Source organism: Vreelandella vilamensis (genome assembly GCF_031451755.1).
In the GTDB taxonomy this organism is placed as follows: domain Bacteria; phylum Pseudomonadota; class Gammaproteobacteria; order Pseudomonadales; family Halomonadaceae; genus Vreelandella; species Vreelandella vilamensis.
Genome location: NZ_JARWAN010000004.1, coordinates 14206 through 39631 on the forward strand (window position 1 = coordinate 14206; position 25426 = coordinate 39631).

The 25426-nt window shown below is 55.3% G+C and carries 24 protein-coding genes; 3 read left to right on the forward strand and 21 right to left on the reverse strand.

The features are described from left to right. Positions 1–24 precede the first annotated feature (24 nt). The 9 genes from mltG to QC823_RS03395 all read right to left on the reverse strand — a co-directional run bounded on the left by mltG (position 25) and on the right by QC823_RS03395 (position 7512). Positions 25–1029, reverse strand: a complete 1005-nt coding sequence (gene mltG / locus QC823_RS03355) for an endolytic transglycosylase MltG (protein WP_309654945.1) — start codon at positions 1027–1029, stop codon at positions 25–27. Positions 1030–1071: 42 nt separating this feature from the next. Continuing rightward, on the reverse strand, positions 1072–1884 hold the full coding sequence (gene pabC / locus QC823_RS03360; protein ID WP_309654946.1) for an aminodeoxychorismate lyase: 813 nt from the start codon (positions 1882–1884) through the stop codon (positions 1072–1074). Positions 1885–1932: 48 nt separating this feature from the next. Then, on the reverse strand, positions 1933–3171 hold the full coding sequence (gene fabF, locus QC823_RS03365) for a beta-ketoacyl-ACP synthase II (protein ID WP_309654947.1): 1239 nt from the start codon (positions 3169–3171) through the stop codon (positions 1933–1935). Positions 3172–3429: 258 nt separating this feature from the next. After that, positions 3430–3663 (reverse strand): acyl carrier protein, encoded by a 234-nt coding sequence (acpP, locus tag QC823_RS03370; protein WP_309654948.1) that lies wholly within the window; start codon positions 3661–3663, stop codon positions 3430–3432. A 121-nt stretch (positions 3664–3784) separates the two neighbouring features. Next, positions 3785–4528 carry a 3-oxoacyl-ACP reductase FabG gene (gene fabG / locus QC823_RS03375; RefSeq protein WP_309654949.1) on the reverse strand — a complete coding sequence of 248 codons (744 nt, stop codon included), beginning with the start codon at positions 4526–4528 and terminating at the stop codon, positions 3785–3787. A gap of 50 nt (positions 4529–4578) precedes the next feature. Continuing rightward, entirely contained in the window at positions 4579–5538 is a 960-nt protein-coding gene (gene fabD, locus QC823_RS03380) for an ACP S-malonyltransferase (protein ID WP_309654950.1), read from the reverse strand. Between the two features lie 117 nt (positions 5539–5655). Continuing rightward, positions 5656–6696: a phosphate acyltransferase PlsX gene (plsX, locus tag QC823_RS03385; protein ID WP_309654951.1), complete on the reverse strand. Its 1041-nt coding sequence runs from the start codon at positions 6694–6696 to the stop codon at positions 5656–5658. A 62-nt stretch (positions 6697–6758) separates the two neighbouring features. Beyond that, the gene (gene rpmF, locus QC823_RS03390; RefSeq protein WP_179928525.1) at positions 6759–6929 is read right to left on the reverse strand and encodes a 50S ribosomal protein L32; all 171 of its coding nucleotides are present in this window, start codon (positions 6927–6929) and stop codon (positions 6759–6761) included. 34 nt (positions 6930–6963) lie between these two features. Continuing rightward, the gene (locus QC823_RS03395; RefSeq protein WP_309654952.1) at positions 6964–7512 is read right to left on the reverse strand and encodes a YceD family protein; all 549 of its coding nucleotides are present in this window, start codon (positions 7510–7512) and stop codon (positions 6964–6966) included. A gap of 136 nt (positions 7513–7648) precedes the next feature. On the opposite strand from QC823_RS03395, the gene QC823_RS03400 reads away from it, so the two are divergent. Then, entirely contained in the window at positions 7649–8248 is a 600-nt protein-coding gene (locus tag QC823_RS03400; RefSeq protein ID WP_309654953.1) for a Maf family protein, read from the forward strand. Positions 8249–8259: 11 nt separating this feature from the next. Here the strand turns inward: QC823_RS03400 and sppA are convergent, their stop codons facing one another. Genes sppA through QC823_RS03415 form a run of 3 tightly spaced genes read right to left on the reverse strand, consistent with a single transcriptional unit; the run spans position 8260 to position 11013 of the window. Further along, the gene (sppA, locus tag QC823_RS03405) at positions 8260–9363 is read right to left on the reverse strand and encodes a signal peptide peptidase SppA (RefSeq protein WP_309654954.1); all 1104 of its coding nucleotides are present in this window, start codon (positions 9361–9363) and stop codon (positions 8260–8262) included. 34 nt (positions 9364–9397) lie between these two features. Continuing rightward, positions 9398–10057: an HAD family hydrolase gene (locus tag QC823_RS03410; RefSeq protein ID WP_309654955.1), complete on the reverse strand. Its 660-nt coding sequence runs from the start codon at positions 10055–10057 to the stop codon at positions 9398–9400. Between the two features lie 14 nt (positions 10058–10071). Beyond that, positions 10072–11013 carry an RluA family pseudouridine synthase gene (locus tag QC823_RS03415; RefSeq protein ID WP_309654956.1) on the reverse strand — a complete coding sequence of 314 codons (942 nt, stop codon included), beginning with the start codon at positions 11011–11013 and terminating at the stop codon, positions 10072–10074. A gap of 664 nt (positions 11014–11677) precedes the next feature. Here QC823_RS03415 and rne point away from each other — a divergent pair. Next, positions 11678–14956, forward strand: coding sequence for a ribonuclease E (gene rne / locus QC823_RS03420; protein WP_309654957.1), 3279 nt, complete (start codon positions 11678–11680; stop codon positions 14954–14956). A 77-nt stretch (positions 14957–15033) separates the two neighbouring features. On the opposite strand, the gene murB is transcribed toward rne, so the two are convergent. The 7 genes from murB to QC823_RS03455 all read right to left on the reverse strand — a co-directional run bounded on the left by murB (position 15034) and on the right by QC823_RS03455 (position 22601). Continuing rightward, on the reverse strand, positions 15034–16047 hold the full coding sequence (gene murB, locus QC823_RS03425; RefSeq protein WP_309654958.1) for a UDP-N-acetylmuramate dehydrogenase: 1014 nt from the start codon (positions 16045–16047) through the stop codon (positions 15034–15036). After that, positions 16044–16508 carry a low molecular weight protein-tyrosine-phosphatase gene (locus tag QC823_RS03430; RefSeq protein ID WP_309654959.1) on the reverse strand — a complete coding sequence of 155 codons (465 nt, stop codon included), beginning with the start codon at positions 16506–16508 and terminating at the stop codon, positions 16044–16046. Before QC823_RS03430 ends, murB begins: the two co-directional genes overlap by 4 nt. Before the next feature lie 11 nt (positions 16509–16519). Beyond that, positions 16520–17287, reverse strand: a complete 768-nt coding sequence (kdsB, locus tag QC823_RS03435) for a 3-deoxy-manno-octulosonate cytidylyltransferase (protein WP_309654960.1) — start codon at positions 17285–17287, stop codon at positions 16520–16522. Continuing rightward, entirely contained in the window at positions 17288–17497 is a 210-nt protein-coding gene (locus QC823_RS03440) for a Trm112 family protein (RefSeq protein ID WP_160865046.1), read from the reverse strand. Continuing rightward, complete coding sequence (gene lpxK / locus QC823_RS03445) at positions 17497–18513, reverse strand: tetraacyldisaccharide 4'-kinase (protein ID WP_309654961.1); 1017 nt, start codon at positions 18511–18513, stop codon at positions 17497–17499. Before lpxK ends, QC823_RS03440 begins: the two co-directional genes overlap by 1 nt. Continuing rightward, the gene (msbA, locus tag QC823_RS03450) at positions 18510–20249 is read right to left on the reverse strand and encodes a lipid A export permease/ATP-binding protein MsbA (protein WP_309654962.1); all 1740 of its coding nucleotides are present in this window, start codon (positions 20247–20249) and stop codon (positions 18510–18512) included. Before msbA ends, lpxK begins: the two co-directional genes overlap by 4 nt. Positions 20250–20330: 81 nt before the next feature. Continuing rightward, positions 20331–22601, reverse strand: a complete 2271-nt coding sequence (locus QC823_RS03455) for a DNA internalization-related competence protein ComEC/Rec2 (protein ID WP_309654963.1) — start codon at positions 22599–22601, stop codon at positions 20331–20333. 102 nt (positions 22602–22703) lie between these two features. Between QC823_RS03455 and QC823_RS03460 the strand changes: the two genes are divergently transcribed. Further along, entirely contained in the window at positions 22704–23264 is a 561-nt protein-coding gene (locus QC823_RS03460) for a DUF2062 domain-containing protein (protein WP_309654964.1), read from the forward strand. A 90-nt stretch (positions 23265–23354) separates the two neighbouring features. Here QC823_RS03460 and QC823_RS03465 read toward each other — a convergent pair whose 3' ends face one another. Together QC823_RS03465 and QC823_RS03470 are read right to left on the reverse strand one after the other, a co-directional pair. Further along, positions 23355–24026, reverse strand: coding sequence for an ABC transporter ATP-binding protein (locus QC823_RS03465; RefSeq protein ID WP_309655111.1), 672 nt, complete (start codon positions 24024–24026; stop codon positions 23355–23357). 115 nt (positions 24027–24141) lie between these two features. Continuing rightward, entirely contained in the window at positions 24142–25383 is a 1242-nt protein-coding gene (locus QC823_RS03470; protein ID WP_309654965.1) for a lipoprotein-releasing ABC transporter permease subunit, read from the reverse strand. Between the last annotated feature and the right edge of the window lie 43 nt (positions 25384–25426).

Sequence of the window (25426 nt, forward strand, 5' to 3'; positions counted from 1 at the left end):
GGCCTCAACTTGATGGATGATAAATTACCGATTGCGTATATAGCGATTAACGGCGTTATTATGCTCGCGTAGCGTACGCGAAAAATGATGGGTGCCATCTCCCTTGGCGACGAAATAGAGCGTTTCCCCTGGCAGCGGATTCACCGCGGCTTCTAGGGATGCTCGGCCTGGCAGGGCAATCGGTGTCGGCGGCATCCCATCAATCACGTAAGTGTTATACGGGGTGGCTTCGCGCAAGTCAGCATAGCGAATGCGGCCATCATATCGATCCCCCATGCCGTAAATCACCGTTGGGTCGGTTTGGAGGCGCATACCGCGCTCTAAACGGCGTTTGAAAACCCCGGCAATCTCACGCCGCTCCTCCGGCGCACCGGTTTCACGTTCAATTAGCGATGCCATAATCAGGGCATCATAGGGTGTGTCGATGGGTAAATCGTCACTACGCTCAGCCCATACTTCTTCCACCACCCGCTCCATCTTCTCAAGCGACTGCTGCAGAATGTCGACGTCGCTCATGCCTAAGTGGTAACGATACGTATCAGGGAAAAACCAGCCCTCAGGATGTTCGCCTTCACGACCTAATAGCGCCATGACCTCTTCGTCACTCAATTCTGCGGTTCGACTGTCTAGCTTCGGTGCCGCGCTAAGCAGATGGCGCATTTGGCCAAACGTCCAACCTTCGGGCACAGTCAATGGATAGGTCATGACGTCATTACTGGCCAATAATTCAAGCATATCGTGACCTGTCATCCCCGGTTGCAACTGATATTCGCCCGCACGCAGCTGCGGCAGTTTATCCGGCGCAAGTCGCGGTAACAGTCGAAACGCCCAAGCATCCTTAATAATGCCTTGTGCACCCAGTTCGGCAATCACACGATGAAAACCCGCCCCTGATGGGACCTGATAAAGCTGCGGCTCTTCAAGCGTCAGCGGCGCTGACAGGCGGCTTTGCCAATAAGTGTAAGCGCCGGCTGCGCTTATAGCGCCCAGCGCCACCACAGCCAACAACGCCCAAAAAATCCGTTTCAAACCCCACCTCTTTTCATCATTTTGCGTCAACAATAAAACGTGTTAAGCGGCAAAGCCTAACAGCCGATGTCCGGCCGCCTGTAATACATCGCTTGTAGGCCGCGTCCAGCGCTTTTGCACTTGACCATCGTGCGTTACCAGCGCCACCACAGGCCAAATGCCTTGTACTGAGTTACCTACCCAAAGCCGCTCTATACGACAAAGTTCACTTAATGGCAGTGGTGCGACCGCAATAAGCTTATGCGATAACAGCGCCTCTCGCAGCGTGCCTGCCACCCCACACTGCGTTAACGGTGGGGTCCAAAAAGCACCGTCTTGTTGCCAAAACACGTTCATACTAGTGGCTTCGACCACATTATTTTGCTGATCGGCGAGCAGCCCTTCGGCAATATCCTCACGCTGCCACTCGCGTCTGGCGAGTACATTTTCCAACCGGTTAAGGTGCTTGATACCGGCAAGCCGAGGCTGCTGCGCCAGCCGCAAGTCGCAAATACACACATGAATCCCTTCAGACCAACGCGAAAAATTCGGTGTAAACGGCATGCGGTGGCTCAATAAGCGTGGAAACGGTGTTAGTGGTGGCGCATAACCGCGTCCTCCGCTTCCACGCGTCAACACGATTTTAAGTACTTCTTGCTGTGGAAGTCTCTCACCCGGATCGGCGGTATGCCACGTGGCTTCAAGCGCGGCATCGCTAGGCATAGGTATGCCTAATACTTCGCAGCCTCGGCGCAAACGGGCACGATGGTAATCCCACAAAATGGGCTCGCCATCGCGCAGCAACACAGTTTCAAAAACGCCGTCTCCGTAAGCGAAGCCACGATCGTCAAACGGTAGCATTGGAGACGCCGTCATCACGCATATCCTCGTGCGTTATCCTTATTTACCCTTACACTTTCACTGCTATACCTTCTTGAATAGCAACGACCCGTTGGTGCCGCCAAACCCAAAAGAGTTGGAGAGCGACATGTTAATGGTCATATCGCGAGCACTGTGCGGTACGTAATCAAGGTTGCAGCCTTCCTGAGGGTTATCGAGGTTGATTGTAGGCGGTGCTATTTGATCGCGAATGGCCAGCACACTAAAGACCGCTTCCACGGCACCGGCCGCCCCCAACAGGTGCCCAATCATGGACTTAGTTGAACTCACCGCCACATTTTTAGCGGCATCGCCCAACACACGCTCTACCGCACGACTTTCAGCCAAGTCGCCTGATGCCGTCGAGGTGCCGTGCGCGTTAATATAATCGACGCTTGCCGGGTCAATTTGCGCATCTTTAATCGCGTTACTCATGGAAAGCGCAGCGCCACTGCCATCTTCGGGCGGTGACGTCATATGGAAGGCATCGTCACTCATGCCAAAGCCTACAAGCTCTGCATAGATATTCGCACCGCGCGCTTTGGCATGTTCATACTCCTCTAATACCAGCACACCAGCCCCGTCAGAGAGCACAAAGCCATCGCGATCCGCATCCCACGGGCGACTTGCCGCTTCGGGGTTGTCATTGCGGGTAGAGAGAGCGCGCGCTGCTGAGAAACCACCAAGCCCTAAAGGCGTGGTCGCCATCTCAGCACCACCACACACCATCACATCGGCATCGCCATAAGCAATAGTACGCGCGCTGTAACCAATGTTATGAGTCCCGGTAGTACAGGCAGTGGTGATAGCAATATTAGGGCCTTTAAAGCCGTGTTGAATCGCCATGTTGCCGGAGATCATATTGATGATGGAGCCCGGCACGAAAAACGGTGATATCCGCCGCGGACCGCTTTTTTGCAACGCATTATGATTGTGCTCAATCATGGGTAGCCCGCCAATGCCTGAGCCAATCGCGACACCGATACGGTCAGCGTTATCTTCGTTGCACTCGATACCCGCGTCCTCAATGGCCTGCGCGCCTGCGGCCATACCGTATTGGATAAATAGATCCATCTTCCGGGCATCTTTCGGGTTCAAATAGAGGCCAATATCGAAGTTTTTAACCGACCCACCAAAGCGCGTATTAAAATCACTGGTATCAAAATGTTCGATGGGTGCAATACCGCTTTTACCTGCAACGATATTGGACCATGACTCATCGACGGTATTTCCCACAGGGGTCACCAGGCCTAACCCGGTTACCACTACCCTTTTCCGTGCCATTCGTTTTCCTCCAGGCATCCATGGTGACTTAACCCACTTGGATCATTTCTGCCGGTCTACTGTAAAAATGCATAGGCTATGTGCACGTTAAGACGCAACGTCGTTAATGTCGAGCATTTCGCTTTTAGCAAAGGGCAACAGTATAACGGAGATTACCTGCCGCGTTCATTGCCCTAAACAGCAAAAAAGCCGCCCTAATGGAAGGCGGCTTTTATTTAGGCGGTTCTACCACCTCGGCTAATAGCGCCGACAACGCCCTTACTGATGGGCGTTAACGTAATCCATCGCTTCTTGAACCGTGGTAATTTTTTCAGCTTCTTCGTCAGGAATTTCGGTATCAAATTCCTCTTCAAGCGCCATTACCAACTCGACAGTGTCGAGTGAGTCGGCACCTAGATCTTCAGTAAAAGAAGAACCGTTTTGGATATCTTCTTCTTTAACGTTTAGGCGCTCGGCCACAACTTTTTTTACGCGCTCTTCAATAGTACTCATCTACGTACTCCAGTTGTTCACATTAGCGGTTTAATAACCAGCCATTTGGAAACCGCAAGCCAAAAGCTGCGGGGTAGTTTATAGACGCCCTTTGGCAGACGCAACCGCCAAACCCAAGGCATCAACGCATATTCATGCCGCCATTAACGTGCAGCGTTTCTCCAGTGATATAGCTTGCGCTATCGCTGGTTAAAAAGCCCACCGCTGCGGCAATCTCTTCGGGTGCGCCTAAGCGCGCCAGTGGAATTTGTTTAAGCAGCATATCGTGCTGAGCTTCCGGTAGCGCTTCGGTCATGTCAGTGGCAATAAAGCCGGGCGCGACATTATTGACGGTAATATTGCGCGAAGCCACTTCCCGAGCCAACGAACGACTAAAACCTTCCATACCTGCTTTAGCAGCCGCGTAGTTAGCTTGACCTAAGTTTCCTGTGGAAGCTACCACAGAACTTATTGACACAATTCGCCCGAAACGTGCCTTTGTCATACCGCGCAAACATGCTTTGCTGACGCGATAGACAGACTTAAGATTGGTATCCATTACCGCATCCCACTCATCTTCTTTCATACGCATGAGAAGGTTGTCACGAGTAATCCCAGCATTATTCACCAAGATAGTTGGCGCACCAAACTGTTCGGTGACCACTTTCAGCACGTTATCAATGCTTGACAGGTCCGTAACGTTTAAACAAACGCCTGCGCCTTCAATGCCTTGCGCTTTGAGATCGGCATCAATTTTTTCCGCTCCCGCATCGCTTGTGGCCGTTCCCACCACAACGCGGCCTTGCCGGCCAAGTTCATGCGCAATGGCACGACCGATACCGCGACTGGCACCGGTGACTAGCGCCACTCTGCGTTCTTGTGTCATCACGTACACCCCTTTGTCGAAAAAGTGCTCATCAACCTAACGGCTAACGTTTAGTCGTTATTTGCAACCGTTTCGCGCGCCAGCTCCAGCGCAGCATCCAAGCTATCGGGATCGTTTACCGCCAAGCCTTTACTTCCCCGTACGATACGCTTATTCAGGCCGGTTAGCACTTTGCCTGGCCCACACTCAATAAACGCCTTCGCGCCTTGCGCACTCATCGCCTCAACGCAATCTGTCCAACGAACGGGCTGATAAAGCTGCTCCACTAAACGGGTACGCAATGTATCTATATCAGCGTGCGCTTGCGCATCCACATTTTGGATTACACTATAGCGTGGTGCACGCAGATCAATTTTGCCAATAACTGCTGATAGCTGTTCGGCAGCTGGCTTCATTAGCGCGCAATGCGACGGCACCGAGACCGGTAACGGCATGGCGCGTTTCGCCCCGGCTTCTTGGCACGCGGCAATGGCGCGTTCAACCGCTGGCTTAGACCCGGCGATAACCACTTGCCCTGGAGCGTTGTAGTTTACGGCCGAAACCACATCACCTTGCGCTGCCTTTTCACACGCTGCCTCAACGGCGGCATTATCCAATCCCAGGATAGCCGCCATCGCCCCTTGACCCGCAGGCACAGCTTCCTGCATGGCCTCGCCACGCAGGCGCACAAGCTTGATACCTTCGGCAAACCCCAACACACCGGCACACACCATGGCACTGTATTCACCTAGACTGTGGCCTGCCATAACACCGGGGCGCGGACCTTCTAGCTCTTGCCATACGCGCCAAACGGCGATGCTTGACGCTAAAAGCGCTGGCTGGGTGCAAGCCGTCGCGTTAAGTGACTCTTCCGGGCCTTCTTGCACCACTTTCCAAAGATCATAGCCCAAAGCATCCGACGCTTCTTCAAAGGTGGTACCTACCACACTGTAGCGTTCGGCCAGCTCTCGCAGCATTCCTAGCTGTTGAGAGCCTTGCCCAGGGAATATGAGGGCAAGGGGTTGAGACATGTCGTTCACCTTTGCACTTGTTGGCGTTTGCTCATGTGAGCACAAGACACTGCACGGTCAAGGATACCTTGCCGGCCAGGTCACACCGCGGCATTCTTCATGAATGCCACGATTTGTTCAGCGTTCTGGCATAGACTGCCAGCGCTGCACTACTTGCTGAGGCAGATCGTGCTCGACTTCTTGTATCGCCCGCACAATCGCATAATAAAAGCCTTCTGCATGGGTCCCGCTGTGACTTTTCACCACAATACGCGAAAGCCCCAATAAGCTAGCGCCATTGTAGCGCACGGGATCAAGCTCCTTTTTTAAGCGCTTGAGTGCAGGCCTCGCCAGTAAACTTGCCAAGCGTCCGCTCAATCGCGATTCAAATACCGCCTGAACACGCTCAATTAGCATACTGGCCAACCCTTCACTCGACTTCAGCACCGCATTGCCGACAAATCCATCACAAACCACCACATCGAGATTACCGCGAAAAAGATCGCCGCCTTCTGCATACCCTTGATAATCAAAAAGACATTGAGAAGGACGGTGCCGTAACATTGCATTCGCCTCACGTACACTGCGACTGCCTTTGGTCGCTTCAGCCCCAACGTTAAGCAGCGCCACACGAGGGCGTTCAATAGCGTCAACGCTCTGCGCCATCGCCGCCCCCATCACGGCAAAATCCACCAGACGGTGTGCGGGAGAATCGACGTTGGCCCCTAGGTCGAGCAGATAGCAACGTCCGCCGTTTCGCGTGGGGATCGCCGTACTAATTGCCGGGCGACTAATACCCGGCAATGTGCCCAACTCACGCCGCGACAAGGCCACTAGTGCCGCTGTATTTCCTGCACTAACACCCGCATCGGCGCCACCGTGCGGCCCATTACCTGCCAAACAGCGCAGCATTTGCGCCATGCTGGTATCTTGACCATGACGCAATGCCCACGCTGCTGTCGCGTCTTGAGCTACATGAGCGTGGCTATTGCATACCACCAAACGTGACGCTGCCGCAGCCAATGGCTGCGGCAAGCGCGAAAGCTCGGCAACAACTTGCCGGCTTGGGCCAAATAACAAAAGCTCTAAATTATCGTGGTACAACGCTGCTTTTGCAGCACCATAGATGATGGATTGGGGACCTTGGTCGCTCCCCATTACATCAATTGCGATACGCACGCGTTACTGAGCCACCGTTACTGAGTCATTGCGATTCGACCACTGACACGAGGCCCGAGGTATTAAACCTCTACCACTTTACGGCCACGGTAGAAACCGTCCGGCGAGACGTGATGGCGCATGTGCGTCGTGCCCGTCTCTTTGTCTTGAGACAGTGTCGGCGCGCTCAGAGCATCGTGGCTGCGACGCATGCCGCGCTTAGAGCGAGTTTTACGGTTCTTTTGAACTGCCATGGGTATTTACTCCAGGTGTGTAGGGTAAAAGTTGCTATTTTTTGCCTTTCAAGGCGCCACTGCTCTTTAAGGCATTAAGCACCGCAAAAGGATTGTCGGCTGGCGATTTTGTATCGTCCAACCCTTTGGCTTTGCTAACCAGCTGCTCTGGCAAAACACTGCATTCCTGTTCGTCGTGGTATACGACTTGAGGGAGACTGAGAATCAACTCATCCTCAACAACCGTCAGCAAGTCCAGCTGTTCATTTTTCACCAGCACGGGCTCATGGCTTGCAGGAAGCTCGCTTGCCAATGCTTCGTCGCTGATCATACCAAGCACAAACCGGCTTTCCACTTGCTGCGGCATCGGCTCTAGACAGCGACGACATGCAAGCAACATATCCGCCTGTAAGTGGCCACGAATTTCACGACGACCCTGCGAATCAATGCCAAACTCAAGCACGACATGGCAGTCGCCCGTTTGGTCACCGGCTTCTTCGACCAGTCGCGATAGCTGATTCAGCGCAACAAGGCCTTCGAGTCGTTCGTCGCGGGCTGCAAGCTTATAAGGCTCAACCCGACTGGGGAGTTGTGAGGTCAACATAGGCGCGCAATGATAGGCACTCACCCCTTGTCTGTCAAAGCCACTGATGCATTTCTTATTTCTGGACGTGTATTGCTGACTTCGCGAGACTCAGCGACACTTGGACAATCTTACCTTATTTGCCAAGAGTTTCTCCATGCCCACGCCTTTACCTCTAGTGCTCGCCTCCAGTTCTCGCTCGCGTCGCGCCCTCCTTGACCGTTTACATATCCCCTACCAGTGCCATTCGCCCGATATCGACGAGACACCAAGGCCAGGAGAACTCCCGCGGGCTCTGGTGCACCGCCTTGCCCTCAGCAAAGCTTTTGCGGTGGCTGACCTTTATCCTGACCACTGCATTATTGGCTCTGATCAAATCGCCGTTTTTGATGACGAAATTCTAGGCAAACCGCATACTCCGGAGAAGGCGCGAGAAAACCTCACTCGCTTTTCGGGCCAGCGAGTGACATTTCTCACCGGGTTAGCGTTGCTGGATACGCGCCGCCAGCACCACCAGGTTCACGTTGAACCGTTTGACGTTGTATTCCGTACGCTTACAGAGGATGAAATTACTTATTACGTCGCAAAAGAACAACCGCTCGACAGTGCCGGCAGTTTTTACATGGAAGGATTAGGCATTGCCCTCTTTACCTCGCTGGAAGGCCAAGACCCTAACGCCCTCGTTGGCCTTCCTTTGATCGCCCTTTGCGACATGCTGCGCCAAGCGGGCCTCAACCCGCTTGCGCGAAGGATTTAAGATCAAACGGCTTAATAGGCAATAGGCGATGGCGACGTGGAGATCCCCAGCACCTGAGCAGCAGTTTGCGTAAAACGCCGCGTCAAACGATCAAACGGATCAAGACTCGGCGTATAATTTTCCCAGCGAACCTCGCCCAAGTAGTCGCGCGATAGCGACTCCAGCGAATCCAGCCGGTCAACCAAGCCAAGCTCCATCGCCTGCTCGCCGCTCCATATCAAGCCCGAAAAAATCTCCTCTTCATCGCTTAAGCGCTCCCCACGCCCTGCGCGCACATCGTCGATAAACTGCTGATGCGTGCTGTCTAACACCGCTTGCCAAAACGCCACCGTTTCGTCATCCAAGGGCTTGAACGGGTCTAAAAAGGCTTTGTTTTCGCCTGCAGTCACTACTCGCCGCTCAATACCGATTGAGTCAATGGCTTCATTAAAGCCAAACCCCGAGTAGATAACGCCAATGGATCCTACCAAGCTCACCGGGGAAGCGGCGATTTCATCCGCCGCCGCGGCAATGTAGTAGGCACCACTTGCACCGATATCTTCAATCAGCGCGATAATGGGCTTATCACCCGACTCTCGCAGGCGCATTATTTCAGCAAAAACACGCTGTGATTGAACGGGGCTGCCTCCAGGGCTATCGATGTGCACCACCACTGCACGAGTATTATCTGAAGACCACGCGCGATTAAGTCCCCGAATAACACGCTCTGCATTAGCAGGTGAATCGCGGCTAATCACGCCTTTGACTTCCACAATGCCCAGATGCGGCTGTGTGGGCATAGCACTACCCATGCCGGCTTGAAAAACGCTGTAAGCACTTAGCGAGAGAAAAGCCAATACAATCGCTACCAGAATAAAACGGAAGAACAGCTTCCAACGACGGCTACGGCGCTGCTCGGTCAATACGCCACCGATCCAGCGATCCATCATTTCCATCTGCGCTAAACGCTGACGCTCCACCAGCGTGGCTGCATCGTCTCCTGGATTCCCGGCTGTCGTTGAGACGTTCTCTGGATTCACCTTATCTGACGCGACCGACGCATTTTGCGTCCAAGGGTCGCACTTACCCGCTTCAGACTCATCGCCAGCGGGCTTTTTAGGGGTTTCATCACTCATGCGGATATCCTTTAAAAAACCGTATTACACCTCATTACCAGCACTCACGGTGCAGCCATTCAAACAAACTCTCTACGCTGTGGGCCAAGTATTCTGGCTCGCTGGCAAAAAGGCGCTCCACCGAATGTACGCCATAACTAACGCCCACCCGCGGCATGCCTAATGTACGAGCCATTTCCAGGTCATACTCGGTGTCACCTACCATCACCGCGCGCTCAACCGGTACCTTGAGCTCGTCTAACAATTCGCTCAGCATTTGCGGATGCGGCTTAGAGCGCGTTTCATCCGCTGTACGGCTGGCATGAAACCAATCACCGCTTTGGGTATCACGAAAAATACGGTCCAACCCGCGGCGGGTTTTGCCTGTCGCCACGGCAAGCTTTAATGCTTTTCGCTGGCGTAACGCACTAATAGACGCCTCTACACCGCCAAAAAACGTCATTGGCGTAGGGTCAGCATGCACAAAGTGGTGCGCATAACGCTCGCGTAGGTGTGCCGACTGTTCGGGCAAAATCCCAGGGCAAAGCTTATCTACCGCTTCTGGCAACCCAAGCCCGATGATGTCCTCAACCGCTGGTCCCGACAAATCACCCCACTGCGCATCGCGCGCAGCAGACTGCATGCTAGACACAATACGCGGCACGGAGTCCATTAACGTGCCATCCCAATCAAAAATCACAAGTTCAAAACGCATAGTAGGCCTGTAAGCTACTGGCGAGCACGACGCAGCACCGTCTCAAGAGCCTCGGGCAACGCGGCCTTGACGGTGACGGGGCGACCATTGGTCGGCTCGGGAAAGGTTAACGCATGGGCATGAAGAAATAGCCGCCCTACCTCCAATTGCCGTGCGAGGTGCTGACTATCACGGTTGAAATACTTGTCATCTCCCAGCAACGGATACCCAGCGTGGGCGGCGTGAACACGAATTTGGTGGGTGCGACCCGTCACAGGTTCGGCTTCAATCAGCGTGACGCGAGAAAACGTTTCCACCACGGCAAAACGCGTACGGGCTACTTTTCCATTGGGGTCAACGCGCACCCGTCGCTCACCGTTGCCGGCGTCATAGCGATCAAGCCTTGCGCTGACATAGGTTTTACGCGCTGGCCAACGTCCTGCCACCAATGCCAAATAGCGCTTTTCCATGGCGTGTTGTTTCAACGAGGCATTGAGTGTCACCAGCGCTTCACGAGATTTCGCCAGTAACAGACAGCCCGATGTATCGCGATCCAGACGATGAACCAACTCGAGAAAAGAGAGGTCGTCTCGAACTTGGCGCAATGCTTCGATCAAGCCGATTTTGACACCACTTCCCCCGTGAACCGCAAGCCCTGAAGGCTTATTAAGCACCAACCAATCCGGCCCTTCCATGATAACGCTGCCCAATAGCACATCACGCAAATTATCGCTGACGTCTTTAACGGCTTCGCGTGGTGCCAAACGCAGCGGTGGCACGCGGACCACGTCGCCACCTTGCAGTCGGTAGTCGACTTTGACGCGTTTTTTATTCACTCGCACTTCGCCCTTACGCACAATGCGGTAAATCAACGCCCGCGGAGCGCCTTTTAAACGCGTCATTAAAAAATTATCAATGCGTTGTCCTGCTTGCTCAGGGGCAATATCGACCCACTGCACTTCACGCCCTTCGGCCATGGTCGTACGCTCCGGCTCTATGCTAAAAACGGCATTCTAGCGTAGACGCCTGCGCATTGCGTCAATTGCTGGCATAGCGCTTTGCTGTTATATTCTTAAACGCTCGCCCTCCATGTGGCCAAAGGCGCCTGCCCGACCAACACGCAGGCCAGAGCAAGGCGGAAATAGCCGTGTAAGCATGGCAATATGCGCCAAGTAAAGACAATGACACGAGTCAAAACACTCACGTCAGAAGATAAATAGTCAGAACGCTGTCGTTAACGCAAATTAACGGCAGCGAAGTCGTAAAAGATAAAACGCCACGCCCGCCGTGAAGATGCCTAATGTCATAGGGCATATTGCGCGACGGGCACTAAGTTCAACGTTGTGCCGGTAGCCGACGTTGGTAAATCGATGAATGCCAGGTGTTGGCGGAGTCAGCAGGACCGGTTGGAGATGACAGCCACCGAGATATGTCCTGCCTCTGCCACGTACTCAACGCCCTAACCAGCCGGGTTGGCACCTACCATCCGGCTTAATGCGTCAGCATATTTATGCCCGAGCACAAGCACGCAGCAACGCGATTTGCTTTACGTCATCCGTATTAAGCTTTCAGAAGTCTGTTTTGCGTACTGACTGTTCTGAATGTGACGGATCGCCGGCACGCAACGCTATGTGAGACAACATGAAACGGATGCTCATCAATGCGACCCAGCCAGAAGAGCTGCGCGTCGCCCTTGTCGATGGTCAACGCCTGTACGATTTAGATATCGAGTCTGGTTCGCGAGAGCAGAAAAAAGCCAACATTTACCGAGGCAAAATCACCCGCGTCGAGCCCTCTCTCGAAGCGGCTTTTGTCGACTTTGGTGCTGAGCGCCACGGCTTTTTGCCGCTCAAAGAAATCTCCCGCGACTACTTTGTCAAAGACGTGTCTGGCCGCCCCAGTATCAAAGAAGTATTAAAAGAGGGGCAGGAAGTCATTGTCCAGGTGGATAAAGAAGAGCGCGGTAACAAAGGTGCCGCCCTGACCACCTTCATCAGCCTGGCGGGACGTTTTCTGGTTCTGATGCCTAACAACCCCCGTGCCGGCGGCATCTCACGCCGCATCGAGGGTGAAGAGCGCAGCCAACTAAAAGAGGCCATGGGCCAGCTTACCGTACCGGACAAAATGGGCTTAATCGTGCGCACTGCCGGTATCGGTCGCTCGCCCGAAGAGCTGCAGTGGGACTTGGATTATTTGGTGCAAGTGTGGGAATCCATCACCACCGAAGCGGGCAAGCGCGCTGCACCGTTTTTGATCTACCGTGAATCCAACGTCATTATCCGCGCCATGCGCGATTACTTACGCCAAGATATTGGCGAGGTACTGATTGACAGTCCGGAGATTCACGCTGACGCGCTCAATTTCATCCGCCAGGTGATGCCGTCGTACCAGCAAAAAATTAAGCTTTATGCTGACGAAGTCCCGCTTTTTTCGCGCTTCCAAATCGAATCACAGATCGAAACCGCCTATCAGCGCGAGGTAAAACTCCCCTCTGGCGGCTCAATTGTGATCGACCACACCGAAGCCTTGGTATCAATCGATATTAACTCCGCGCGTGCCACCCGCGGCAGCGATATCGAAGAAACCGCGCTGCAAACCAACTCCGAAGCCGCCGACGAGATCGCCCGCCAACTACGCCTGCGTGATATTGGCGGTTTGGTGGTCATCGACTTCATCGACATGGGCCCCGCGCGCAACCAGCGCGAAGTTGAAAACCGCATGCGCGACGCGCTCAAGCTCGATCGTGCCCGGGTGCAGATTGGTCGCATTTCACGCTTTGGCCTGATGGAGATGTCGCGACAGCGTCTAAGGCCTTCTCTCGGCGAAACCAGTGGCGTAGTGTGCCCACGCTGTAACGGCCAAGGCACCATTCGCGATGTACGTTCGCTCTCGCTTTCGATCATGCGGCTGATCGAAGAAGAAGCCATGAAAGAGCGCAGCGCGCAAATCCGCGCCATTTTGCCTGTGCCGGTCGCAACCTATCTGCTTAACGAAAAACGCAGTGTGTTGGCGGATATCGAAGCCCGCCAAGAGGTTCGCGTTGTTCTACTGCCCAACCCTGAGATGGATACCCCTCACTACGATGTGCAGCGTCTCCGCGACGACCATCTTGACGAGGACGACACGCAAACGCTCTCAAGCTTTGAGCTTTCCACCGATACGGATGTTGGCAAAGAGCCAGACCCAAGCTTTACGCCCCCAGCCCTGCGGGCAGAAGCCGCGGTCAAAAGCGTCGTGCACAATGCGCCTGCCCCGGCATCGCTACAAAATGACACCACGCCCAGCCAGCCTATCGCTGACAAAGAGGCAGACGCTACCACAACGCTACTTAGCCGCATGATTCGTGGCGTGGCCAAGTTCTTAGGCAACGATAGCGAGCTCGGTAACGAGCAAGAGCGCAGCACCCAGCAAGAAGCAGCACCGTCTACACCCCGCACGCAAACGCCAAAGCAGCGCAAGCCCAGCGAGCAGCGTCGCGAAAGCTCACGCCGTGAAAGCACAAAAGGCAATGCCAAGGCTAACGCTAAAGAGAGCCCCAAGACGGACGAGAAACCCAGCGCGAAGCCTGAACCTAAAGCGAAACGTCAAGAAGACGCCGAGACGCGTAGTCCGCAGCGCAACAAACCGACAAGTGATACCGCAGCGACTGAAACACCCTCAGACAAAGACAACTCCTTGGGTAAAGAAAGCGCTGGTAAAGAAAGTGCTGGTAAAGAAAGTGCTGGTAAAGAAAGTGCCGGTAATGACGACAATGGCGAGAAACGCAGCGGCCCTAGCCGTACCCGTAACCGTCGTCGTCATCCGCAGCAGGAAAAAGGCGATAACAAAGATAATCGCCAGCGCAATGAAGCGGCTCAACCGCAAGAAGCAAACAAGCCGGATACGGCGAAAGATGCGTCCGATGAGAACAGCAAGCCCTCGGCAAAACCGTCACGTCAGGAGGCTCCCGCCGCGCCTGAGGCCGACGCCGCTGTGCAGGACGATGGCAAACCGAAGCGTACTCGCAACAATCCGCGTAATCGCTCGCGCCAACACGCCATCAACCCCAAAGCCGAGGCTGAGCAACTGAAGTTGCAAACCCAAGCGGCTGAGGCACCTGCGGAAGAGACGTCAACGCCTGAGCCGGAAAAAGAAGCAGCGACTCAAGGGCAGAAAGCGCCGACTGAGACGAAACCTGAAGCCCAGCCTGAGGCCAAGACTGACGCACCCACGAAAGCTAAGACAGCAACCGAGCCTAAGTCAGAAGAACCTAAGTCAGAAGAAACTAAGTCGGAAGAAGTTAAGCCAGAGACCAAGCCTGAGCCGGAGGCAAGCGCGGAAAAGGTAAAAGCCGAAGAAAAAGCCGATAACGCTCCGGCGACGACTGCCAACACCGAGCCTACACCTGCTGCGCCAACCGAAGAAGCTAAGGAGGACACGCAGACTCGCCCTGCCACTGACGCTCAGCCGAAAGCGGAGGAAGCAACTCAACCGGAGCCGAAAGCTAACGTGGAGACGCCGGTAACACCTGAAACGGAATCAAAACCTGAGGTTGAAACAGCGCCTCAAACAGAACCCGAAGCCCAGGCTGAAAAAACACCGGAAGCTGAACCTGAAGCCAAAACTGAGTTAACGCCGGAAGCTGAACCAGACGCTAAGGCAGACTCAGCCCCCAAGGCAAAGATGGCCCCAGCTTCCAGCCAGCCTGATGACGCCGGTAAGGTCGAGGCAACGGAAAGCGCCGATGTCAATAAATCGGCGCCTGCCAGCGGTGAAGGGAAACCAGCGGAAGAGACCGACACCGCGAAAGCGCCGGCAGACGAACAGAGCGAAGGTGATGCGGAAAGCCAAACGGCGGCCAAGTCGCGTCGCCGCCGTCGTGCCCATAATGACCCGCGGGAGTTACGTAAGCGCCAGCAACAGGACGCAAGCGGCGAATAATCCGTAAGCATCCTGAAAGAAAAAGCCCAGAGGCACTACCTCTGGGCTTTTTTAATGGCAACAACTTTTACCTGGCGCTACAAACAGCGTGGCTCGATCTCCAACGCGATGCCAAAACGCGCCTCAACCGTCGCGGCGATACGCTCGGCTACCTTCAACAACTCAGCGCGGTCGCCACCGCCAAAGTGCACTAACACCAGAGCCTGATGCTCGTGCACACCAAAGGCACCAAAACGTGCCCCTTTTAATCCACACCGATCAATCAGCCAGCCCGCCGCGATTTTATAGCGCCCGTCAGCCTGGGGAAAATTCGGCATATTGGGATAGCGTGCAAGCAGTTTCTCTGCTTTATCAGCGCTGATCAGCGGATTTTTAAAAAAGCTACCAGCATTGGGCAACTGCGCCGGATCGGGCAGCTTCTCACGGCGAATTTCACATACGCGCTGAGCGATTTCTAAGCTGCTTGGTTGCTGGCTTACGCGGCGGGCTAAATCGCCATAACCTAGCACCGGGCGCGCTGTGCGCGAAAGACGCAACGCAAGACGGGTAATAATCACCTTATCTCTAAGTGAGCGTTTGAACACGCTATCGCGATAGCCAAAGGTGCATTCATCAGGAGAGAGCCAGGTCAGAGTTTCATCTTGGCGCGACATGACCTGGACGCCTTCCAGTACATCGGAAAGTTCCACGCCATAAGCACCAATATTTTGCACCGGCGCCGCCCCGCAGTCGCCGGGGATCAACGCTAGATTTTCAACGCCCCACAGCCCACGCTGAGCCAGTGTCATCACCAGCGAATGCCAATTCACTCCTGCGCCAACATAAACCATCACGGCATCGTCGCGCGTCTCTAGCCACCACTGCTTCAAACGCGGGCGAATCACGGCGCCTTTCAGCCGCGCAGGCAGCAACACATTGCTGCTGCCGCCCAATAAATTAAGCGCCCACCCCTGCTCACGCGCATCGCGCACGCAGGCCGCAAGGGCTTCAAGCGTTTCGGGGGCGGCAAAACACTCGGCTCTGGCAGGCAAGCGCAGCGTATTGGCATCGCTAAGATCAACATCGCGCTGCCATTGTGGCACTGGACTCATGCTCGCGACCGGATGTGATTCAGCAAACCGCGAGAAGCGCTTTCGATCAAATCTAATACCTCCTCGAAGCCCTGATCGCCACCATAATAAGGGTCTGGTACCTCAGCATCAGCCTGCCCGGCAAAATCTAACAGTAATCCCACGTGCCCGGCGTAAACTTCTGGCTGCATCGCACGAATGGCCTGTAAGTTGTCGTGATCCATGGCCAAAATATAATCAAAGCGGGCAAAATCATCCGCTGCGAATTGCCGCGCCCGTAGCGCACTAATATCTATGCCGCGCTGCTTGGCAGCGGCCTGGGCACGCTGATCGGGCGCTTTGCCTACATGCCACGAACCGATCCCACAGGAATCCACGCTCACTTGATTAATCATGCTCGCGTTGTCGAGCACGTGACGAAAAACACCTTCCGCGCTGGGTGAGCGACAAATATTGCCTAAGCAAACAAACAGTACGTTCATGTTGGCTCCTCTTACGACGACTCCATCAGCGCCCTGACACGCGCCAAATCCTCCGCTGTGTCCACCCCTGATGGATTGACTTCACACGCAAGCGCCACTTGAATCGCGTGTCCGTGCTGCAGTGCACGCAGCTGCTCAAGTTGCTCCAACTGCTCAAGGCTCGCTGGCCGCCAGTCACGATACGCGTACAAAAAACCGGCCCGATAGGCGTAAAGGCCGATGTGACGCAGCCAGGCATCGGTTTGCAATAGGTCGGGGCGGGCAGCGAAGTGCTCACGGTCCCAAGGGATCGGCGCGCGGGAAAAATATAGCGCACGCCCCTCAAGCGAGCGCACCACCTTGACCACATTGGGGTTAAATAGCGTCTCGACATCGCTAATCGGCTCTGCGAGGGTAGCCATTGAGGCCTCGGCATCCTCCGCTAAACGCAAGGCCACTTGGTTAATCAACGCTTTCGGGATCAACGGCTCATCGCCTTGCACATTGACCAAGAGCGCGTCATCGCAAAGTGCTAATGCCTCGGCGACCTCGGCCAAGCGGTCCGTGCCGGAGGGGTGATCGGCACGCGTCATCACCACCTCGGCGCCATAGGGCGCTAAGGCGTCGCGAATACGCGCATCGTCGGTGGCCACCACCACGCGCTTTGCTTGGCTTTCGCAGGCGCGCCGCCAAACGTGAGCGACCATTGGCTCGCCGGCAATGGGTAAAAGCGGTTTACCCGGCAGTCGCGATGAGCCAAAGCGCGCCGGTACGACCGCAATAAAGTCAGCGGCTGCCATTTACGCCTCCCCGGTGCGGCCAGGCGAGGTGGGGAGCTTTTCGTCGGCATCCATCTTGCGCGCCTCTTCCGGCAGCATCACCGGGATATCGTCTTGAATGGGGTAGGCGAGGCCGTCGTATAAGCAGTGAAGCTCACCGGCGTCACGATCATACTTGAGCTTGCCTTTACACAGCGGGCAAACCAGCATCGCTAGCAGTTGTTTATCCATCAGTTCGTCTCCTCGGAAAGGGTTGCGAGCCGTGCGGCTAGCCACTGCTCGAATTCAGGCGGAAGCGTCGCTTCCACATCCAATACCCAACTATCGGGTGGGGCGACATCACGGCATTTGACCGCATCTTTAGCGGTCATGACCAGCGGCCGCGGATCTTCGGCAGGTGTAAAACGCAGCGACGCGGCGTTATAGGCATAGTGATCGGGAAAGGCATGCCACTCGCCGTTAATTCCCAACGTCTTTAGCGTGGCAAAAAAGCGCTCAGGCCTGCCGATCCCCGCCAGGGCGTGCACCGGTGGCGTAAACGGCAGCGGCGTAAGCGGCCTGTGCTTATTGGAGTTAAGCTCGCGCCAGCCGATTGGCGCAAGGCGCATCGGCGTTGACGCCACCATCAGCGCGGCCTGCAACTCGCCGTTAACCAGCACGACATCGACACGGTTTAGGCGCTCCGGCGGCTCGCGTAGGGGTCCGGCCGGTAGGCAACGTCCATTACCGAGCCCACGTGCACCATCCACTACGGCAAGCTCGATATCGCGCCCTAACGCCAAATGCTGCAAGCCGTCATCGCTGACAATCACATCACACCCTGCCGCCACTAGCGCCTCGGCACCACGGGCGCGCTTAGGGTCCGCCACCACTGCCACACCGGTCTGCTGGGCAAGCATCAGCGGCTCATCACCGCTTTGCCCGACGGGCGTTTCCGGCGTTACCCAGAGCGGGTAACTCGGCGCTTTACCGCCATAGCCGCGAGTGACGATACCCGGTGTATAGCCCTGTTCACTCAGCCAACGAGCAAGCCAGGCCACCAAGGGCGACTTCCCCGTGCCACCGAGGGTAATGTTGCCCACGACAATCACCGGCACCGGCGTCTGCCATATCGCGCGTTTTCCGCAACGGTACGCTGCCTCACGGCGCGCCATTACAGCGCGATACAGCCTACCGAGCGGGCGAAGGGGATAAAGCCAAAAACGGTCCTGATAAGCCGCTTCAAGCCATCGCTCGGCAACGCTCACACCTGCTCCTCCTGAAACTGCAGCTGGTGAAGTGCCGCATAGGCGCCTTCGTGTTGCAGCAGTGCGGCGTGGGTGCCTTCTTCAATAATGCGCCCCTGCTCCATCACGACAATACGATCGGCGCGCTCAATGGTAGAAAGCCTGTGGGCGATGACCAGCGTGGTGCGCCCTTTGCACACGGTTTCTAACGCTCGCTGAATATAGCGCTCTGACTCGGTATCAAGCGCGGAAGTCGCTTCATCCAGAATTAAAATCGGCGCATCTTTAAAGATCGCCCGGGCGATTGCCAGGCGTTGGCGCTGCCCCCCTGAAAGCATCACGCCGTTATCCCCTACTAGGGTTTGATAACCATCGGGCAGTTTTTCGATAAATTCGTGGGCATACGCCGCTTGCGCCGCCGCTTCAATCGCCTGCGAGTCGGCATTATCCACGCCATAGGCAATATTATCGGCAATCGTGGTATTGAACAGCGTCACCTGCTGCGACACTAACGCAATCTGTTGACGCAACGGTCCTAGCTGGTACTCGCGAATATCGGTGCCGTCGATAGCGATCGTACCCTCCGTGGGGCGATAAAAGCGCGGTAACAAACTCACCAGCGTTGATTTGCCACTTCCTGAGCGCCCCACGATCGCCACCATTTCACCTGCCGCCACGCGCAAGTTAATCCCGTGGAGCACATCCGGCTGTTCAGGCGCGTAACGAAAGTGCACGTTGTCCAGCATCACGTCGCCCTGCAGCCGTTGAGGAACCACCTTGCCGTCATCGCGTTCGGCAGGTTCATCCAAGAGGCCAAACAGCTCGGTGGCGGCCGCAATGCCTTTTTGAATTTCACTGTTAATTTCGGTCAGTTGGCGTACAGGCTTAATCATCAGTGCCGCGGCGGTAATAAAGGCAACGAACTCGCCCGGCGTCATGTCTTCCAACAGCGCCGGTGCCATGGCGAGCCACACCAGCACGGCCATGGAAATCGCCACCAGCATCAGAATCACCGGTGAGCTGATAGCCTTGGTCATCGCCTCTTTCATACTTTGGCGCCGATTTTCTTCGCTCACCCGGGCAAAACGTTGTTTCTCGTACTCCTCAGCACCGTGGGTTCGCACCACGCGGTGGCCGGAGAGCGCCTCTGAGGCGACGTGCGTCACATCGCCCATCGAGTGCTGAATACGCTTAGAAATACGCCGGAAACGCTTGCTCACATAACTTACCACCAGTGCAATCAGTGGCGTGACCGTTAAAAAAAGCAGGGTTAAAAGCCAATTGGTCCACAGAAGATACCCCAGCAGCCCGAGCACAAAGAGGCCTTCACGCAAAAGAATCGTCACCGATTTAGTGGCTGCCCCGGCAACCTGCTCTACGTGGTAGGTCACTCGTGACACCAAGTGCCCACTCGAATGATGATCAAAAAACACGCCAGGTAGGTGCATCATGTGCGCAAACACATCGCAGCGCAGCGTATGGATGACGTAACGCCCCACATAGGCCATGAAATAGGTGCTTAAAAACGTCCCTAGCCCACGCGCAGAAAACATGAAGACCACAAACAGCGGTAGAAAAATGCGAAAAGCAGCGTCGGGGTTCTGTATGCCGTCAATGAGCCGCTTCATCAACTCCGCCAATGCCGTGCTGGAGGCGGCGTAGATGATAAAACCCACAATAGCCAGCGAAAAAGCGCGCCAGTGTGGTTTTACATAGCGTAAAAGACGTTTGTATATGGCCCAACCGGAATCCGTCACACGCGCTCCTGGCGATCAATTCGTGGCAATACGTTATTGAAAAGAAATCACTAAACGGATTCTACCTTATCACCTGCACCATCAACACCGTCGGCGAGGTCCAGCCCGGTCGCGCGAGGGTGCCACCACCAGCGGTTCATCGGGAATCAGCCAGAGCGTTAGCGCGCCGTCATGCGCCGTGCTCCACAGGCAGCTTTCTTCACGGCGAAAGCGGCGCACAACACGATCTGCCGGGTGGCCAAAGGAATTATCTCGCCCCGCACTGAAAATGACATGGCGTGCTGAGGTGTCGCGCACAAACTGTACCCCTGAGCTTGTTTGGCTACCATGATGACCCGCTATTAACACGCTTAGCGGTGCATCAATATCCATAAGCAAACGACGCTCTACTTCGATGCCGACATCGCCAGTGATCAACAAAATGTGCTCGCCGACGTGCACGCTGAGCACGCAGGAACGATCATTGGCAGGATACCTATTGTCGCCAGCAGGCGGCCAGAGAACTTTATACATCACGCCACCCTGCTGCCACTGTTGCCCTCGATAACAAGGCATTATCTCCGGCCATTCAATTTTCTCGCCTTGTGGTGCTAGCCAACGCGCGACGGTGTGCTGCTCCATCAGCGCTTGTACTCCACCGGCATGATCATTATCTGCATGGCTGACCAATACGCGGTCAAAGTACTGGCCCGGAGGCCAAAGGGTATTCAGCGGCATGAATCCTGAGCGAAAACGCGGGCCGGTATCGTAAAGCATCCGCTCGCGACCACTTTTTAGCTCCACCAACTGCCCTTGGCCGACATCATAGACGCGCACACGCAAAGCGCCCTCGGGCCAGGCATCACCTCGCGGTGCGATAACCATCAGAGCCACCAACCCTGTCGCACTGATACGCAACCACCATGACGTGGCAGGCAAGCCCCAGCAGAGTGCGCCCCACATAAAGGCAAGCGCTAACGGGATACCTTGGCGGGCGTTAGGCTCCCAAAGCGGCGCCCACGCAATGGCTATCTCCAGGCTTTGTTGTAGCAAGCGAAGCAGTTGGCTAAAGAGCCACCAAGGAATATCACCCAGTAGCGGTATTGGCGCCAGCAACCATCCCAAGAGCGCACTTGGCACCATCAACATACTTACCCACGGTACTGCGAAAAGGTTGACTAGCGGGGCAACCGGCGACACGCGGCCAAATGCCAACAGCACCGCCCCTGCCATCAAAGGCGCTAACAAAAGCTGGGTACGGCATAGCGCCCACCCCCAACCGCGAATACCTTTCGGGCGGGTTCTTCCCTGCCAAATTACAATCAGCCACGCCACCGCCACAAACGAAAGCCAAAAGCCAGGCCGCCAGACGGATAGCGGATCAAATAGCACCACCAGCGAAAGGGCTAGCCACCATGCTTGCCACGCCCCAGGGGCGTGTCGACCGCTCAGCACCCAGAGGCCTATTAACGCCATGATCATCGCCCGCATGGCCGGTGGCCCAAATCCAGCAAAACTGGCATAGGCCACCGTAGCGGCAGCCGCCACCCACCACGGCCAAGCACGCATTTTCCAATGATGGGGTGTCCACAGCCAGGCTAACGTACGCGCCAAAAGCAGGCTAAAGGAGGCGATCAGCCCAACGTGAAGGCCGGAAATCACCACCAGATGCGTTGTGCCGCTGGCGTTAAGCAGCGACCAATCATCCGCCGAAAGCGCCTCGCTCTCACCCAGCGTCAGCGCGGCTAACCAGCGCTTTGCCATGGCATCAAGCGGCTGCTGGTGCAAATACGTTAGTGCTTGGCGGCGCAGCGAGAAGGGAGCATCCGCTTGTTGAGAAGGGGCAGGCGTTTGACGCACGTAACCGGTGGCATGAATTCCTTCACGCCATAACCAAGCGCCATAGTGAAAGGTGTGAGGATTGTCAAAGCCACTTGGTGGCCGCAGCCTTAGCGTCATTTGCCAACGCTCCCCAGGCTGAAAATAGGGCATGCCATAAGCGCTTACGCGTACTTTTTTCAACCGTTCACAGCTTGGCCTCGAAAGAGGCTTGGCACACTCAATCACGTGCAGTGTCAACCGTGCGATATCGGGGCTGTCACTGACGCTAACAATACGCGCCTGAACGTGAATATCTTCACCGCTCAAACCAAGCGGCAGTATGCGCCCTTGCTCGGCATGAATAGCACACAAGACGCCAGTACTTATCACCCACCAAAACAGCACCCGTGGCCGCCATATCATTAGCAGTAGTGCCGCCATCAGCCACAAGCTCAAGGTCAAAACGGGCCAATGCACGGCGACACCGAAATAAGCCAACGCGGCTCCGCCCAGCGCCGAAATCCCCGCGGGTAGCGCTATACCTAACTGCATTTCTTTGCCCTCCTTGGCAAACCTAACGCGTTTATCCTTCTAGATAGCCGAATGCGCCCGCTATATGGATAATGGCATCTCCACTAGGTAAGAGTATTGACCATGCCGCGGCGGTTTTTACAACGCTATATACCCAGGCCCGATACCCTTAGGCGGCAGCGCTCACTAAGGCTCGTTGCGCCGTTACTGGCCGATGCCAGGCTATGGTTACTGACGCGTAGAAGTGTGGCCAATGCGTTCAGCGTTGGGCTTTTTTGCGCCATGCTGCCCATTCCCTTTCAAATGCTGCTTGCGGCCTTGGGCGCGAAGCTCACGCGCTGTAACCTTGCTCTTTCGATTGGGCTGGTATGGATTACCAACCCACTTACGATGCCGCTGATTTTTTACGGTAACTACCGCATCGGCTCTTTTTTTCTTGATACCCCCGTGCGCGAAGGGCCAGACCGCATTTCAACGCGCTGGATAGCGGAACAAATACAAGACATCATGCCCGCCTTGGTGCTGGGGTCATTGATCACTGCCGTAGGCCTTGCGCTCGTCGCCAACGTTGGCATTCGCTTAATCTGGCGTTGGCATGTCTCACGCAACTGGCGCAAACGGCAGATAAAGCGCCAACGTCGTCGCGCCAAGATTGAATCGGAATTTGACGACGAATCTTGGTGACGAATGCTGATAACTCAGTTTAATGATCAATCTTAAAACTCAGCTCCAACACTCAGCTCGAAAACTCAGCGCGATACATAAGCTTGACGGTTAGTCCTGCGCTAGCAACTGACCAGCATCAAGTTTTAGTACACGATCTTGGTGGGCGGCAAGATCAGGATCGTGGGTCACGATAACAAACGCACAGGCACTCTCTTTTGCCAATGCATCCATCAGCGCCAAAATCGTCCCAGCGGTGGTTTGGTCCAAATTTCCGGTAGGCTCGTCCATCAACACAAGGCTGGGGTCAGTCACCAGTGCCCGCGCAATTGCCACACGCTGGCGCTCACCACCGGACAGTTCTCCCGGCTTATGATCCGCCCGGTCCTCCATGCCAACCCGAGCCAGTAGCGCCAATGCGCGTTTTTCCGCCTCGCGCTTACGCTGACCGCGAATAATGAGGGGCAGGGCCGCATTTTCGACCGCTGTAAACTCCGCCAACAAGTGGTGAAACTGGTAAACAAAGCCGATATAGCGGTTGCGAAAACGCCCCAATGCCGCCTCGCCCAATCCGGCCAGTGATTCTCCGCCAACCCTTACGCTGCCCGACGTGGGCCGGTCCAACCCGCCCATCAAATTCAGCAGCGTTGTTTTACCCGAGCCCGAACTCCCCACGACGGCGACGCGCTCGCCCGCGCGAACGCTAAGCGAAAGATTGTGCAACACGGTAAGGTCACGCGGCCCCTCGCTGTAGGTTCGCGTTAATGCCTGACACTCCAACATCACCGGCGCTGCCTCTAAGGATGTGGTGTCTTTAGACTCCCCGCCTTCAGCGGCGGCATTTTCTTGTGAAGACGGTTTTTGCATAGACGGTTTTGGTATGGGCATAGCGGCATCCTTACTCATAGCGCAATACATCGGCAGGCTGTACACGAGCAGCACGCCAAGCGGGGTAAAGGGTCGATAGGAACGTCAGCCCAAAGGCCGCCGCCACGATACGGCCTACATCGTCCCAGTGCAGACGCGAGGGCAAGTCACTGATGAAGTAAACACCCGCATCAAGAAACTGGATGCCTAATAGCGCTTCCACCCAACCGATCACATCCGAGATCGTTAGGGCAAGCGCAACACCCACTAACACGCCAATGGCAATACCTATGATCCCAATCGCGAGCCCCTGAACAATAAAGATGCCCATGATGGCGCGCGGCGTTGCCCCGATCGTTCGCAAAATAGCAATGTCCGCCCGCTTGTCGGTCACGACCATGACAAGCGTAGAGACGATGTTAAAAGCAGCCACCGCGATTATCACCGTCAGCAACAGTGCAATCATGCGCTTTTCCATCTGGATCGCCTGGAAAAGATTGCCGTGGGAGTAGGTCCAGTCGCTACCGCGATAATTAGGCCCAAGCTCATTCACAATGGACTGGGTTACCTGACCGGCCACAAAAAGGTCATCCAGTTCAAGACGAATACCACCCACCGCCTCACCCAAGCGGGCTAACGTTTGCATATCTTCTATATGGGCATACGCCAAGTTGGCATCCAGATCGGCGCCTACACTAAAAATTCCGCTAACGGTAAAGCGTTTCAAGCGTGGAAACACCCCGGCAGGCGTGATTGAGGCTTCCGGCACCAAAAGCGTAACGCGATCACCTACGCTAACGCCCAGTTGCCGCGCAAGCATTGAGCCTAACACCACATTCCACTCACCAGGCTGAAGGTCATCTAAACTGCCCTGCTGCATGTGCTCGCCAATAATCGAGACCTGATTTTCCCAGTCAGGGTGAATGCCGTTTACCATAGCGCCTTGGTTGCGGCCACCCACCGAAAACATGCCCTGCTGCTCCACATACGGAGCAGCACCAATCACTCGCTCGCGTTCAACTAACTCGCTTGCGAGCGACTGCCACTCTACAAGCCCACTACGCGATTCAATTTTAGTGTGCGGCACCATACCCAAAATACGGGTACGCAGTTCATGGTCAAAGCCGTTCATCACCGATAACACCAGAATTAAAACGGCAACCCCAAGCATCAGCCCCAGCATCGAGGTTAGCGAAATAAACGAAATAAAATGGTTCCGGCGTTTAGCGCGCACGTAGCGCAGCCCCACCAGAAAAGGCAATCGATCGAGCATGGCGGTAATCCTTATCAGCGAGCGCTCATGGTACGGTTTTTTT